The organism is Vibrio sp. 10N.261.51.F12, assembly GCF_041471725.1.
Taxonomy (GTDB): Bacteria; Pseudomonadota; Gammaproteobacteria; order Enterobacterales; family Vibrionaceae; genus Vibrio.
The window spans coordinates 52,595-66,197 of sequence record NZ_JBFROV010000021.1 but is presented as its reverse complement, the minus strand read 5'-3'; the positions used below and the strand labels follow the sequence as shown (position 1 = coordinate 66,197).

Sequence of the window (13,603 nt, the reverse complement as noted above, 5' to 3'; positions counted from 1 at the left end):
CAGCGCTCTCTCAGAGCAAATAAAATGAACACAATGACAACCGGTTATAACCCAGAAAATAAACTATCAATCAAGAACAGCATCATTGGCGTTGTGATGTTGCTTGTTCTGGTATGGGCATGGAACGGCGCTGAAATGGCCCCTGCGCTTTTTTTTGAACACCCAGAAAACATGGTTCAACTTCTTAATGACTTTTTCCCTGCTGATTTTAGTGAAAGTCACCTCTATCTCAATGAAATGATTGTCACGATTCAAGTGGGCATTTGGGGAACGGTACTGTCGGTACTGTTGGCCATTCCATTCGGCATCCTGAGCGCTGAAAACTTAATGCCGACTTGGGTCAGCTTTCCCATTCGTCGCCTGATGGATTGCCTACGTGCAATTAACGAAATGGTATTTGCCATGTTGTTTGTCGTCGTTGTGGGGTTGGGTCCTTTTGCTGGTGTGATGGCGTTATTTATCCATACGACGGGTGTCCTTGCCAAGCTTTTTGCTGAGGCGATTGAGGCAATAGAGCCCGGCCCGATGGAAGGCGTGAAAGCGACGGGTGCCAACCAATTTGAAGTGATTCTCTATGGCGTCATTCCCCAAGTATTGCCACTTTGGATCTCTTACTCCTTGTATCGTTTGGAGTCCAATATTCGTTCTGCCACTGTTGTTGGGATGGTCGGTGCGGGGGGGATTGGAGTCTTGCTTTGGCAATCTATCTCAGGGTTTCAGCTGCAACAGACGGCCGCCATTATGTCTATTGTGATTGTCACGGTCAGCATCATCGATTTTGTTTCTCAGATTATTCGTAAAAAATTCATCTAGACCGCTCGTCAGTCTATTTACCTAAACATGTCTAGATAAGTAATAAGGGAAAACATGCCTGTGTATTTGGATATTGCCTCAGTGCTTGAAAAGGAAGTGAAGGCCAATTTTGCCCCTGGTGATTACCTGCCCCCGGAATCAAGGCTGGCGCAGCGATTTGATGTTAATCGCCATACCTTGCGTCGCGCTGTCGATGAATTGGTGAACACCGGCATGATTCAACGCCATCAAGGCAAAGGCAATATGGTGGTTAGGCAGCCAAATGAATACCGCATTCACTCTGGGGCCCATTTTACCAAAAACCTCATAGAGCAAGGGGCACAGCCTCGCTGTGAGGTCATGGTATCGCGAGTGATGTCCGCACCATTAAAGATTGCGGCAAGCCTAGGCATAGAAGAGGGGCAGCGCATTGTGCACATTCGAACCCTGCGAAAAACGGAAAACATGCCACGCACGGTGATTGACCATTACCTCGCCAACCGAGAGTGGTGGACGGTATTAAAAAACTTCAAGAGTGGTTCATTGCACGAGTTCATAAAACGTGGCTTGGGTGTTGAGCTGACACGAAAAGAAACCAGTGTGGGTGCACGAGCACCGACCAATGAAGATTGTCGTTTACTACAGATTCCAAGTACGACGCCAATCCTAAAAATTAAAACGAAAAATGTCATTAAAGGCACGAACATTGTTGCCGAGTTTTCAAGCTCGAACAGCCGTTCTGATGCCACAGAAATAATAATGGAGCATTAAATGACGGCGGTGACCGAAAGATCAAAGTGGATGTCTGTATTAGCACAAAGTCAATTTGAAGAGCTACAGCAGCATTGGAAAGACGCCAGTATTGATACGGACTATCAAATGGTACGTCAACCTGAAATCGGGCTGACACAAATTCGAGCAAGGATGGGCGGTACTGGGCGTGAGTTCAATATGGGTGACGCCACTATTACCAGAGCAGTGATAAAACTGCCAAGTGGTGAGTTGGGTTACAGCTACATTCGCGGACGCAATAAGGCACATGCTGAACTGGCTGCCGTGCTGGATGGGTTATTACAAATATCATCGAATCAAACATCGTTGTTGACTCGCATCATTGAACCGTTGGCGGCAATAAAGCAAGAGCGAGATCAATTAAAAGCCGCTGAAGTTGCGGCGACGAAAGTGGACTTTTTTACTTTAGTTCGCGGGGAAGACTAATCAGCGGGAAAGAAGAATTTGTGGGAAAGACGCATCCACGTGGAAGTGTCATCCGCGAAGAAGATTAGCCCACGGGAAAAATAGTTTGCAGAGAAGATATGTTCGTCGAGAACGCGAGTCTGCAGCCGTCCATTTTCGAGTGAGTGCTGTGTAAAGCTTCATTATTTTACATCAACAATATGATAACGGCGTGGCCAAGGTGCCAACCCAACAGGTAACCACTATGACAACCATTACACCCGCCTTTCAAGATGCGGTACACGATAGCCAATACTGTTTCAGACAACTGTTAAAAGCCATGTCTGAACCCGGACAGTTGGTGACATTAGATAGAAGCCAAGGATTTGGCATCATGCATGCCGCCGCGGCACAAACCTTACTGAGTTTGGCGGATAACGCCACCAATATTTGGTTGTCGCCCACTTTGCAAAACGATAAGGCTGTGTTGGATAACGTGCGCTTTCACTGCGGCGCTCCGATTGTATTTGAGCAAGCAGATGCCGATTTCGCTGTGATCGCCAAGTCAGATATCGCTCAGATTAGTCAACAACTCCTCGATTTCAAATCTGGTTGTGAAGAGTACCCAGATGCCGCGACAACCGTGATTATTGAGCTAGATTCGCTGACGTCCGGTCAACGATTATTGTTATCAGGTCCTGGCATTGAAACGACTGACGAGGCATTCGTTGGTGATGTGCCAGACGGCTTTTTGTCATTTCTCGAGTCTCGCCAGGAGCGCGTTGATTTTCCTCTTGGCATCGATTTGGTGTTGGTTCATGAAGAACAAATACTGTGTTTACCCCGTACCACTAACGTTGAGGTTTCTCCATGTATGTAGCCGTGAAGGGTGGTGAAAAAGCGATTCAGCAAGCCCATAAACTTCAAGCTAAAAAACGTCGTGGCAACAAGGCGTTACCAGAATTAAGCGTGGCGCAAATCAGCCAGCAGCTCGCCGGTTCGGTGGACAGAGTCATGACCGAGGGTGGTATTTACGACCCACAGCTGGCAGCACTAGCGATCAAGCAAGCCAATGGCGACCTAGTCGAGGCTATTTTTTTATTGCGCGCTTACCGTACGACGTTGCCACGCCTCGCCACATCTAACCCAGTGAATACCAGCGATATGCGCATCGAGCGCCGAATTTCGGCAACCTACAAAGATTTACCCGGTGGACAGATATTGGGTGCAACCTATGACTATACGCATCGATTGCTGGATTTTAGCTTGTTGGCAGAAGGTGAGCCACCATGCACAGAATCGAACTTGGAGCAGCAGGTCAGCGCTGAAATGGAACCTTGTCCGCAGGTGCTCGGTATCTTAGAGCGTCTCGAATTGATGAAAGAGGAACAAGACAATGAGCAAGTGCCAGAAGACATCACCATGGCACCTGTGAATTATCCGTGTGACCGCTCGGCTCGGTTGCAAAATCTTGTTCGAGGTGATGAGGGGTTCTTACTCGCATTGAGTTATTCAACGCAGCGCGGTTACGGTCGAAACCACCCGTTTGCCGGAGAGATTCGCACCGGAATGACCACCCTGTCACTGACGCCCGAAGAGCTGGGTTTCTCCATTGATATTGGTGAGATAGAACTTACCGAGTGTCAGATGATCAATGGCTTTGTTGGTAGTAAGACAGAAAAGGCTGCCCTGACTCGCGGCTATGGCCTGACGTTTGGTGCGACCGAGCGCAAGGCGATGTCGATGGCGCTGGTGGACCGTTCATTGCAGGCACCAGAGTACGGTGAAGCGGTGGATGGACCCGCACAAGATGAAGAGTTTGTACTGTCGCATTCCGATAACGTAGAGGCCGCTGGCTTTGTATCACACCTAAAGCTTCCACACTATGTAGATTTCCAAGCAGAACTTGAGCTGCTTCGTAAGATGCACGCTGAACATGATGCCGTGACGCAGGAGAAACAGTCATGAACCACGACAACACGCATACACACCTGCAAGACGTGAAAGGTGGTCACAATACTGCCTCGAGCGCTGTCGCTGATAACGAACCGTCGTATACCGATACGGGCTACAACTACGGCTACCTGGATGAACAAACCAAGCGCATGATTCGTCGAGCATTACTTAAAGCCGTCGCGGTCCCAGGTTATCAGGTACCGTTTGGTGGACGAGAAATGCCGATGCCTTATGGTTGGGGCACTGGCGGAGTGCAAATTACCGCCGCAATTATTGGCTCGGTGGATACGCTAAAGGTGATTGACCAAGGCGCTGACGACACGACCAATGCCGTTTCCATTCGTGAGTTCTTTAAATCGGTCGCCGACGCGCAAACAACAGAAAGAACGCGTGAGGCGTCGATCATCCAAACCCGTCACCGCATCCCAGAAGTCACGTTAGAGAAAAACCAAATTTTAGTGTATCAAGTGCCGATTCCTGAGCCACTGCGTTTTATCGAGCCTCGCGAAACCGAAACACGAAAAATGCACGCCCTGCAAGAGTACGGGATTATGCACGTCAAACTGTATGAGGATATTGCTCGTTTTGGTCATATTGCTACGGCGTATGCTTATCCGGTGCGTGTTAATGACCGTTACATTATGGACCCGTCGCCGATTCCTAAATTCGATAACCCCAAAATGGACAACATGGCCGCGTTGCAACTATTTGGTGCCGGTCGTGAAAAGCGTATCTACGCGATTCCACCGTTTACTAAGGTGCAAAGCCTCGACTTTGAAGACTATCCGTTTGAGATCCAGCAGTGGGAAGACCCATGTACGATCTGTGGCTCGACGGACACCTTCTTAGATGAGGTGGTGATGGATGATAAAGGCAATCATATGTTTGTTTGCTCCGATACCGATTACTGTCGCGACCGAGTGGCAGAGAATGACCCGATGCAATCACAGGAAGGTGTGGCATGAACATGCAGTTAAATGATGCCCCTAAACAAGCCGCCGCTTTTGCGTCGTCAGTAGAGACGGAACGGCCAGCCAGTACAGAACAACCATTATTGTCAGTACGCAAGCTCACTAAGCTTTATGCACCGGGTAAGGGCTTTAGCAACGTGTCTTTTGATATCTACCCTGGTGAAGTCTTGGGCATCGTTGGAGAGTCTGGTTCCGGTAAGAGTACCTTACTGACTTCATTGTCTGGACGACAAGTACCAGATAGTGGATCGGTACTGTATGTCCGAGGTAAAGGGAGCGAGCAAATGAGTCAGCTGGAAGACCTGTATGAAATGGCGGAAAGCCAAAGACGTCAACTGCTTCGCACGGAGTGGGGTGTGGTGCACCAACACCCTATGGATGGGTTACGGGCTCGCGTATCTGCGGGTGGCAACATTGGTGAGCGTCTCATGGCAGTAGGCGAACGCCATTATGGCGACATCCGTGAAGCGTCAAGTAAATGGCTGGCGGATGTCGAGATCCCACTCGATCGCATCGATGACATGCCAACAACCTTCTCTGGGGGTATGCAGCAAAGATTGCAGATCGCTCGTAATCTGGTGACACATCCTAAGTTGATCTTTATGGATGAGCCAACGGGAGGGCTGGATGTATCAGTGCAGGCTAAGTTGTTGGATCTATTGCGCCGCTTAGTGACTGAGCTTGATCTTGCTGTTGTGATCGTGACTCATGATCTTGCGGTTGCTCGTTTGCTCGCGCACCGACTCATGGTGATGCGCCGCAGTGAAGTCGTAGAGAGCGGATTAACGGATCAAGTCCTCGATGATCCACAGCACCCTTACACTCAACTTCTTGTCTCTTCTGTATTGCAGAACTAAGGAACGCCTCAATGAATGCTCATTTACACAATGCCCGATTGCATGTATCGAATGTCAGCAAGACCTTTGTTTTACACAATCAAGAAAGCGCTGAACTATCGGTTCTGTCTAATGCCAACTTTTCCGTTTCTGAGGGAGAGTGTGTGGTGTTAAACGGTCGCTCAGGTTCAGGCAAGTCAACGCTACTGCGCGCGCTGTACGCTAATTACTTGGTCGATAGTGGTGACATTAACGTGATCCATCAAGGGCGCTGGATCAATCTAGCCGTGGCACAGCCTCGTGAAATACTGAATGTTCGCAAGCACACTATTGGTTGGGTGAGTCAGTTTCTACGTGTGATTCCGCGGATTAGTGCCTTAGATGTGGTTATGCAGCCCATGATTGAGATGGGCGGTTGCCGTGAGCAAGCCAAAGCCAAAGCACAATCATTATTAACACGACTGAATGTGCCAGAGCACTTGTGGAATATAGCCCCTGCGACATTTTCTGGTGGTGAACAACAGCGCGTCAATATTGCTCGCGGTTTCATCGTTGATTACCCCATCTTATTACTCGATGAGCCGACGGCGTCGCTGGATGCGACAAACAGTGCCGTTGTGGTCAATCTCATCAAAGAAGCCAAAGCAAGAGGGGCTGCCATCGTAGGGATATTCCATGATGAACTGACGCGTGATCAGGTCGCTGACCGTCTTTATGATGTGAAAAAGGGGGCGGCACCTTTAACAAACAATGGTCAACCTAGTCAATCGGAACAGAAGCTCGTTCAGCCTTGCTCAAGTGTTGAATCCAATCTAACGACATCATCCATCTCAGCGTGTGTGTAACGGAGAACATAACATGATTATTACTAACGTAAATCTCGTTTTAGATAATGAAGTGGTCAAAGGCTCTGTCGAGCTCAGAGATGGCAATATTGTCAGTATGTCGGATTCTCACAGCCAGGTTGCGGGTGCTTATGATGGTGAAAATGGCTACCTAATGCCTGGTTTTATTGAGCTACATACCGATAACCTCGAGAAGTATTTTACCCCTCGCCCCAAGGTTGATTGGCCGCCGTTTTCTGCCATGAGTGCACATGATACTCAGCTTATTGGCTCCGGCATTACGACGGTGTTAGATGCCGTTGCACTAGGGGACTTTCGTGAAGAAAAAAGACAAGCCAATTTAGACTTGTTCATTAATACGGTTATCGACAGCCAAAAACGGGGTTTAACGCGTGCAGAACACCGCTTGCACCTTCGCTGCGAAGTCCCTCACGAAACGACAGTGGGCATGTTTGAGCGTTTTATTGACCTACCAGAAGTACAGCTAGTGTCATTGATGGACCATGCACCTGGTCAGCGTCAGTTTGTGAATGTAGAGAAGTACCGTACTTACTACCAAGGTAAGTACAACATGAGTGATACGGAGATGGCGGCATTTGAAAAAATGCAGGTTGAGCTATCGCAACGTTGGTCAAAACAAAATCGAGACGAAATTTGCCGCCAATGTCGCGAGCATAATACCCCAATGGCGAGCCACGATGATGCGACAACGGAACATGTTTTAGAGTCCAAAGCGTTGGGCATGGCGATTGCGGAATTTCCTACCACCGTCGAGGCTGCACAAAAATCCCATGAGTTAGGTCTTAAGGTCTTAATGGGGGCGCCAAACGTTGTTCGTGGCGGGTCCCACTCTGGCAACGTGGCAGCGCACGAATTGGCATCATTGGGTGTTTTGGATATTTTATCATCCGATTATTACCCTATGAGCATACTGGAAGCGGTTTATACCTTAGCGGCGGATGAGCGCAATACACTCACGCTGCCGCAAGCGGTGCAACTGGCCACAATAAACCCCGCGCAGGCATTAAATCTTCACGACCGTGGTGTGATTGCGGAGGGAAAACGTGCCGATTTAGTCTTGGCTAGACAAGTCGATGGCCATCCGCTGGTGGCACGAGTGTGGCGACAAGGTAAGAAGGTATTCTAATCCATGCAATACCACTCGATGACACAAGAAAACTCGTTCGAACCGAGTCGTCACCACCCCCAACTTTATTATGTAATTGGTCCGTCTGGAGCAGGAAAAGATACGCTGATTGATGCGATAAGGGCGGCATTTATCGGTGAGATTATTGTCGCGCATCGCTACATCACTCGAGCGGCAGATGCGGGAGGCGAGAACCATGTCGCGCTGACGACAAGCGAGTTTAACAGCCGCCAACAACAGGGGCTGTTTTCTTTGAGTTGGCAAGCTCATGGCCTGCATTATGGTGTAGGGATGGAGGTGAAAGCGTGGCTATCGCAAGGTCTATCTGTGGTTGTTAATGGATCTCGTGCCGAACTTGAACAAGCTAAGGTTGTCTTTGGCGATCAGTTGCTGCCTGTGCTTGTTGCGGTGGATACATCGGTATTAAGGGATCGCCTAATGAGTAGAGGCAGAGAGACGCCCCAGCAGATAGAACAAAGACTGCAACGTGCGCAGGCTTATGCCCCGGAAGGGGAGGGAGCCTGGATAATCAATAATAGTGGCACTGTTGAAGAGAGCATCGTGCAATTTACCTTATTACACGAACGTCGAGTGCTTAACGACAATGAGGTTCAGTCGGCAAAAGAGCAATCGGTAAAAGTCGACTCGATAGAAGTACAGTCAGTGGGAATACAATGAAACTTGTGATGCTAGGGACAGGAAATAGCGCGATGTTGCCTGTATATGGTTGTCAATGTGAGGCGTGTTTACAGGCGCTTGTTCATCCTGAGTTGAAACGTGAAAAAACCTCGGCTTACATTGAGCACAATGGACGCAAGTTGTTGATTGATGCCAATGCGCCTGATCTTCTCCAGCGCTTCCCTGCCGGAAGCATGGATTCGATATTAGTGACGCACTATCACATGGATCATGTACACAGTTTGTTTGATCTTCGCTGGGGCGTAGGGAAGCCCATTCCCGTGATCTCCCCCGATGATCCCATCGGCTGTGATGATCTCTACAAGCATGCCGGTTTGCTTGATTTTTCGACTCGTGCCTATCCGTTTCAAGCGTTTAGTTGGCAAGACGTGACGATCACGCCACTGCCATTGAATCACTCCAGACTTTGTCTTGGTTATGCATTCGAATGGAATGGCCAATGTCTTGCGTACTTGACTGACACCAATGGGCTGCCTGATCAAACCAAAGAGTGGCTAGCCGCTCGCTCCGTTCAATGGATAATTACTGATTGTAATTATGCCCCGATAGAGTGTGAAGCAACGCGGTTACGACAAAACCATAATGATGTGAATCAAGTTGTTCAGATGGTCGCAGATTGCCAGCCAGATAACTTAGGGTTGGTACATGTCAGCCACGATACCGTCAATTGGCTGAGCCGCCATAGTCATACTCTTCCCCATTCAATTCAACTACTTTGCGACGGTCAGGAGATCACGCTATGAGCCAACCACTTTCTACCCCATTATCGGCTGAACCGAGTGTTTCTGCTTGTGTGAAACTGCACCAAACGGAATTAGGCCATTGGACCGAAGTGTCGGACCGTTGTGTGCTTAATAACGTCTCTTTGGGGGATTACAGTTACATTCAAAATGACTGTAATCTCATGTTTACTTCCGTTGGTAAGTTTACTTCCATTGCCTCCAATGTACGGGTTAACCCAAGTAACCACCCTTGGTGGCGGCCCACATTGCACCATTTTACCTATCGTCCGGGAAAATATGGACTAGGAGAAAACCCAGCGACACTCGATGACGAGGTATTTTCTTGGCGTGAAGAGGATAAAGTTATGATTGGTCATGACGTTTGGATCGGTCATGGCGCGATTGTCTTACCTGGCGTGACGGTGGGTAACGGTGCCATTATTGGTGCAGGAAGTGTGGTGACCAAAGATGTGCCCGCTTACACCATTGTCGTGGGTAATCCTGCGCGTGTTCTACGTCCAAGATTTGAGGATAACAGCTACGCTGATCGGCTAGATAAGCTGGGCTGGTGGCACTGGAGCGAAGAAAAAATTGCGTTAGCATTACCTATTTTTCAACGAGATTGTGGTGAGTTTTTGGCGCACTTTGAAAACCTTCAATAAGATTTTCGTCAAGACTGGCGAATGGCAGGTCATTCATCGTGACCGTATAAATGACCTGCACGTATTTAATCCCACATTGCGTCGGCAATAATTTCATCTTCAATGTCGTCTTCAATGGCTCCGGACACCATTTCGTCTGCGAGGTAGTTCTCGCAATCAACGTCATCATAGGCGCCTGATATGACGCCAGCGGTTGCACCAATTGCAGCGCCTGCGGTGGCATTACCGGCGACGGCACCAACGACACCACCAACAACCGCACCTTCTACAGCGTCAGTGATTTCGTTGCCTGCCTCGCAAGGATGATAAGCCTGAGCGCCAGTCGCGATAAGTGTCATGAGTAGGATGGATTTTTTCATTGAAATTACCTTTAAAACAAATGATTAGATGGTATTAACGGTCCTTCCTTTGACGTGGAGCTACTTTACCTAGCATTTAAAGGAATGAGAAAATATGAGCTATTAATTGTTTGAATAGGTGGGCCAGAAGAAAGCTTGCAATCGAGATATTAAATGAACGTTGGGGAGGATATTGTCACTCACAAAAAAGCCAAGCCTTATATGAATAAGACTTGGCTGAGCATTACTACGACCGATTTTAGCGATTGAGCCGCGAGTATAGGACGCCATTTAAGTCACGATAGGTGACGGTGTTACTCTATCGCTGTCGCATCATTCTTCATCGAACGTTTTTGATTGCAATACTCACGCAACCTTTGCAGTGCGATAAAGAATACCGGGACCAGCACACACCCAATCGCGGTTGCTGCTAGCATGCCACCAAAGCTTGCAAGCCCCAACGCATTGCGACTTGCAGAACCAGCACCGCTGGCGATAACGAGCGGTAATACGCCAAGAATGAATGAGAAGGCAGTCATCATGACGGCGCGAATACGTAAGGCGATAGCTTGCTTGGCTGACTCCATAATCGATAGTTTGGATTCTTCTCTCAGTACTTTAGCAAACTCAACGATTAATATTGCGTTTCGACTTGCCATACCAATAAGGAGGACTAGGCCAACTTGGGTATATAGGTTTATCGTGCCACCTGCAGCGAACACAAACCCCAGCGCGCCAATTAAACCAGTGGGTACACAAAGAATAATAGCCATCGGAATTAACCAACTTTCGTATTGCGCGACTAGGAACAAGTAGGTAAACAAAAGCGCCAATGCAAACAGGTAAGGCGCTGCATCGCCTGCCGCCAATTCCTGATAAGTCATGCCCGTCCATTCATACGCGTAACCGGATGGAAGGACTGAATCGGCGAGCCGTTCCATTTCTGCGATGGCTTCACCAGAACTGAAGCCTTGTGCAGGGATAGCCAGTATTTGTGCGGTATTGTAAAGGTTATAGCGCGCCGTGTTGTCTGACCCTACAAGAGGTTCATAGCGAGCAAAGGTCGAAATGGCTACCATTTTTCCGCTCTCTGATTGCACATAAAGTCGGCTTAGGTCTCTTTCATTGTTTCGAAACTCTTGCTCGGCAAGCAGGTTGACCTGATAGTTTTTGCCGTATTTTGTGAAGTCATTGACGTACAAATTACCCATCATGGCGGAGAGTGTCAGGTTGACGTCTTGCAGGTCAACACCCAGTGCTAGCGCCTTAGCGCGATCAATATCCAGATAAAGTTGTGGTACGTTGGCGCTATAGGTAGTAAACGCCATCGCAATCTTTTCTGATTGGTTGAGTGCATTAAGATAGCTATCTAACGCGGGTGCCATTGCTTCGACTGAGCGCCCATTTAGGTCTTCAATCTGCAGTGTTAAGCCGCCAGCATTCCCTAGTCCCGGTATCGCAGGCATAGAGAAAGCCATCCCTGAAACATCACTATTTTTATCGATGATGGCTTGGGCCTGTGCGACCAGTGCGAATTCACTTTGCTCCGCATTTGGGCGCTCACTCCAATCATCAAGTACCACAATCATCATGCCTGAGTTGGGGGATGATGCGCCTTTGAGTAATGAATATCCCTTGGCGGCAATAACGTGCTTTATGCCATCAAGTGAGGAAAGTTCATTAACCATCTGGTCAACCATCAGATCAGTTCGGTCGAGTGCGGAAGCCTCAGGAAGATTGACGTCAATAATGAATGAGCCTTGGTCTTCGGCCGGAATGAAGTCCGTTGGCGTCGTGACGACTAAGGTATAAATCCCGCCTAAAATAGCGGCAAAAAGACAAGTAGACAGGACTAATCGACGACCTAGGAAACTAACCGAGCTAACATAGCCACCGGTGACAGTGGTGACCAACTTGTTGAAGGCAGCAAGTATGCCACGTTTTTTCTTCTCCTCATGTTTGAGCATCACGGCACACAATGCCGGAGTAAGGGTCAATGCCACAATGGTTGAAATGATGGTTGAAACGGAAATGGTCACACCAAACTGCTGATACATTTGGCCGACCATGCCTGGTGCAATGGAGACAGGACCAAATACCGCAAGCAGAACCAATGCGGAGGCCACGAGTGGCGCTGTCACTTCTTTCATTGCCTTTGAGGTCGCCGATTTAGCATCGAGATGCTCTTCTTCCATCAAACGTTCGACGTTCTCGATGACGACAATAGCGGCATCCACGACCACACCTATGGCTAAGATAAGCCCAAACATCGAGATGGTGTTGATATCAATACCCATTGCCGCCATCACCACGAATGTGCCAATCAAAGAGACTGGAATTGCGATGGCTGGGATAAGGGTAGCGCGCCAGCTTTGTAAGAATAAATAAGTAACCGCGATAACAAGGAAGACCGCGATATACAGGGTCTCAAATACCTCGTCCATTGAGACCTTAATAAAGGTCGTGGAGTCATAAGATACCTCATACGCCATGCTTTGTGGAAAGCGTTTGCTTAGGTTTTCCATCGTGCTTCGTACATCTTCGGCAACCTGCACCGCGTTGGCACCCGGCGCTTGATAAATCGCAAGGATAGGACTGTCTTTACCAGAAAATGTGGCTATTGCAGCGTAAGTTTCTGCTCCGAGTTCAACGCGTGCAACGTCTTTAAGGTGAACAAAGCTACCGTCATTATTTGAAGCCAAGATGATGTTTTCAAATTCGTCGGCGTCGAGTAATCGTCCTTTGGTTTGAATCGTGTATTGGAATACTTGATTGCCTGCGGTCGGTCTTTCTCCAATTTTACCCGCTGCAACGGTCGTATTTTGTGCAGAGATGGCATTGGCTATTTGTGACGCTGTCACATGTCTAGCGGCCATCTTCTCTGGATTGAGCCACACCCTCATGGAGTAGTTTTGCTCTCCAATGACTTGTACCTTACCTACGCCTTCGACACGAAGTAGCGCGTCTTTAATATTGAGTGAGGCGTAGTTAGAAAGGTAAAGGTTGTCGAACTTTTCTTCGGGAGAATACGGGCTGACGGTCATCAAGATTGAGTTGGCCACCTTCTCTACGGTGACACCTTGACGCTTAACCTCTTCAGGCAGCTTTGCCATTGCCTTATTTACCCTGTTTTGCACTAGGACCTGAGCTTTATCGGGGTCGGTGCCAATATCAAACGTAACATAAGCTAAATAGGTGTTGTCATTATTGGATTTGGATTCGAGGTAAATCATGCCCTCGACGCCATTAATTTCTTGTTCAACGACAGTGGCGACGGTGTCACGAATGGTGTTGTGATCAGCGCCAGGATAGACGGCGTAAATCTCAATTGAAGGGGGGACAATATTAGGAAATTGAGAAACCGGCATTTTTGCTAGGGTGAGAAGGCCGGCAATGGTCATCACGATGGATAATACTATCGCAAACTTAGGGCGGTTAATAAAAAATTCAGCCATGTTG

At 48.3% G+C, this 13,603-nt stretch carries 14 protein-coding genes; 12 read left to right on the top strand and 2 right to left on the bottom strand.

Features of this window, described 5'->3' with window-relative positions; all coding sequences use genetic code 11:
* Positions 1 to 33: 33 nt before the first annotated feature.
* From phnE to AB4405_RS14140, 12 genes are all read left to right on the top strand, one after another.
* Positions 34 to 813: a phosphonate ABC transporter, permease protein PhnE gene (gene phnE, locus AB4405_RS14195; RefSeq protein WP_372061474.1), complete on the top strand. Its 780-nt coding sequence runs from the start codon at positions 34 to 36 to the stop codon at positions 811 to 813.
* A gap of 54 nt (positions 814 to 867) precedes the next feature.
* A complete protein-coding gene (gene phnF / locus AB4405_RS14190) occupies positions 868 to 1,563 on the top strand; it encodes a phosphonate metabolism transcriptional regulator PhnF (protein WP_102468871.1) in 696 nt (231 codons plus the stop codon).
* Positions 1,564 to 2,010, top strand: coding sequence for a phosphonate C-P lyase system protein PhnG (phnG, locus tag AB4405_RS14185; protein WP_372061447.1), 447 nt, complete (start codon positions 1,564 to 1,566; stop codon positions 2,008 to 2,010).
* Between the two features lie 223 nt (positions 2,011 to 2,233).
* Positions 2,234 to 2,848, top strand: a complete 615-nt coding sequence (gene phnH / locus AB4405_RS14180) for a phosphonate C-P lyase system protein PhnH (protein ID WP_102468873.1) — start codon at positions 2,234 to 2,236, stop codon at positions 2,846 to 2,848.
* A complete protein-coding gene (locus tag AB4405_RS14175) occupies positions 2,839 to 3,936 on the top strand; it encodes a carbon-phosphorus lyase complex subunit PhnI (RefSeq protein ID WP_372061446.1) in 1,098 nt (365 codons plus the stop codon). Before phnH ends, AB4405_RS14175 begins: the two co-directional genes overlap by 10 nt.
* Positions 3,933 to 4,889 (top strand): alpha-D-ribose 1-methylphosphonate 5-phosphate C-P-lyase PhnJ, encoded by a 957-nt coding sequence (locus AB4405_RS14170; RefSeq protein ID WP_372061445.1) that lies wholly within the window; start codon positions 3,933 to 3,935, stop codon positions 4,887 to 4,889. Before AB4405_RS14175 ends, AB4405_RS14170 begins: the two co-directional genes overlap by 4 nt.
* Entirely contained in the window at positions 4,886 to 5,752 is an 867-nt protein-coding gene (phnK, locus tag AB4405_RS14165; RefSeq protein ID WP_372061444.1) for a phosphonate C-P lyase system protein PhnK, read from the top strand. The genes AB4405_RS14170 and phnK overlap by 4 nt, the downstream gene beginning before the upstream one ends.
* An 11-nt stretch (positions 5,753 to 5,763) precedes the next feature.
* Positions 5,764 to 6,576, top strand: a complete 813-nt coding sequence (gene phnL, locus AB4405_RS14160) for a phosphonate C-P lyase system protein PhnL (protein WP_372061442.1) — start codon at positions 5,764 to 5,766, stop codon at positions 6,574 to 6,576.
* 13 nt (positions 6,577 to 6,589) lie between these two features.
* Entirely contained in the window at positions 6,590 to 7,723 is a 1,134-nt protein-coding gene (phnM, locus tag AB4405_RS14155) for an alpha-D-ribose 1-methylphosphonate 5-triphosphate diphosphatase (protein WP_372061440.1), read from the top strand.
* Positions 7,724 to 7,726: 3 nt separating this feature from the next.
* Positions 7,727 to 8,401, top strand: coding sequence for a ribose 1,5-bisphosphokinase (phnN, locus tag AB4405_RS14150; RefSeq protein WP_372061439.1), 675 nt, complete (start codon positions 7,727 to 7,729; stop codon positions 8,399 to 8,401).
* Positions 8,398 to 9,165: a phosphonate metabolism protein PhnP gene (gene phnP, locus AB4405_RS14145; RefSeq protein WP_372061438.1), complete on the top strand. Its 768-nt coding sequence runs from the start codon at positions 8,398 to 8,400 to the stop codon at positions 9,163 to 9,165. Before phnN ends, phnP begins: the two co-directional genes overlap by 4 nt.
* Complete coding sequence (locus tag AB4405_RS14140) at positions 9,162 to 9,806, top strand: DapH/DapD/GlmU-related protein (protein WP_372061437.1); 645 nt, start codon at positions 9,162 to 9,164, stop codon at positions 9,804 to 9,806. The genes phnP and AB4405_RS14140 overlap by 4 nt, the downstream gene beginning before the upstream one ends.
* Before the next feature lie 65 nt (positions 9,807 to 9,871).
* On the opposite strand, the gene AB4405_RS14135 is transcribed toward AB4405_RS14140, so the two are convergent.
* Both AB4405_RS14135 and AB4405_RS14130 read right to left on the bottom strand, forming a co-directional pair.
* Positions 9,872 to 10,165 (bottom strand): hypothetical protein, encoded by a 294-nt coding sequence (locus tag AB4405_RS14135; RefSeq protein ID WP_372061435.1) that lies wholly within the window; start codon positions 10,163 to 10,165, stop codon positions 9,872 to 9,874.
* A 293-nt stretch (positions 10,166 to 10,458) separates the two neighbouring features.
* Positions 10,459 to 13,599 (bottom strand): efflux RND transporter permease subunit, encoded by a 3,141-nt coding sequence (locus AB4405_RS14130; protein ID WP_372061433.1) that lies wholly within the window; start codon positions 13,597 to 13,599, stop codon positions 10,459 to 10,461.
* Positions 13,600 to 13,603: the final 4 nt, after the last annotated feature.

Excerpts from the sequence above, each read along its gene's own strand:
- phnE (WP_372061474.1), top strand. The coding sequence starts at position 34 with ATGACAACCGGTTATAACCCAGAAAATAAACTATCAATCAAGAACAGC.
- phnF (WP_102468871.1), top strand. The coding sequence starts at position 868 with ATGCCTGTGTATTTGGATATTGCCTCAGTGCTTGAAAAGGAAGTGAAG.
- phnG (WP_372061447.1), top strand. The coding sequence starts at position 1,564 with ATGACGGCGGTGACCGAAAGATCAAAGTGGATGTCTGTATTAGCACAA.
- phnH (WP_102468873.1), top strand. The coding sequence starts at position 2,234 with ATGACAACCATTACACCCGCCTTTCAAGATGCGGTACACGATAGCCAA.
- AB4405_RS14175 (WP_372061446.1), top strand. The coding sequence starts at position 2,839 with ATGTATGTAGCCGTGAAGGGTGGTGAAAAAGCGATTCAGCAAGCCCAT.
- AB4405_RS14170 (WP_372061445.1), top strand. The coding sequence starts at position 3,933 with ATGAACCACGACAACACGCATACACACCTGCAAGACGTGAAAGGTGGT.
- phnK (WP_372061444.1), top strand. The coding sequence starts at position 4,886 with ATGAACATGCAGTTAAATGATGCCCCTAAACAAGCCGCCGCTTTTGCG.
- phnL (WP_372061442.1), top strand. The coding sequence starts at position 5,764 with ATGAATGCTCATTTACACAATGCCCGATTGCATGTATCGAATGTCAGC.
- phnM (WP_372061440.1), top strand. The coding sequence starts at position 6,590 with ATGATTATTACTAACGTAAATCTCGTTTTAGATAATGAAGTGGTCAAA.
- phnN (WP_372061439.1), top strand. The coding sequence starts at position 7,727 with ATGCAATACCACTCGATGACACAAGAAAACTCGTTCGAACCGAGTCGT.
- phnP (WP_372061438.1), top strand. The coding sequence starts at position 8,398 with ATGAAACTTGTGATGCTAGGGACAGGAAATAGCGCGATGTTGCCTGTA.
- AB4405_RS14140 (WP_372061437.1), top strand. The coding sequence starts at position 9,162 with ATGAGCCAACCACTTTCTACCCCATTATCGGCTGAACCGAGTGTTTCT.
- AB4405_RS14135 (WP_372061435.1), bottom strand. The coding sequence starts at position 10,165 with ATGAAAAAATCCATCCTACTCATGACACTTATCGCGACTGGCGCTCAG.
- AB4405_RS14130 (WP_372061433.1), bottom strand. The coding sequence starts at position 13,599 with ATGGCTGAATTTTTTATTAACCGCCCTAAGTTTGCGATAGTATTATCC.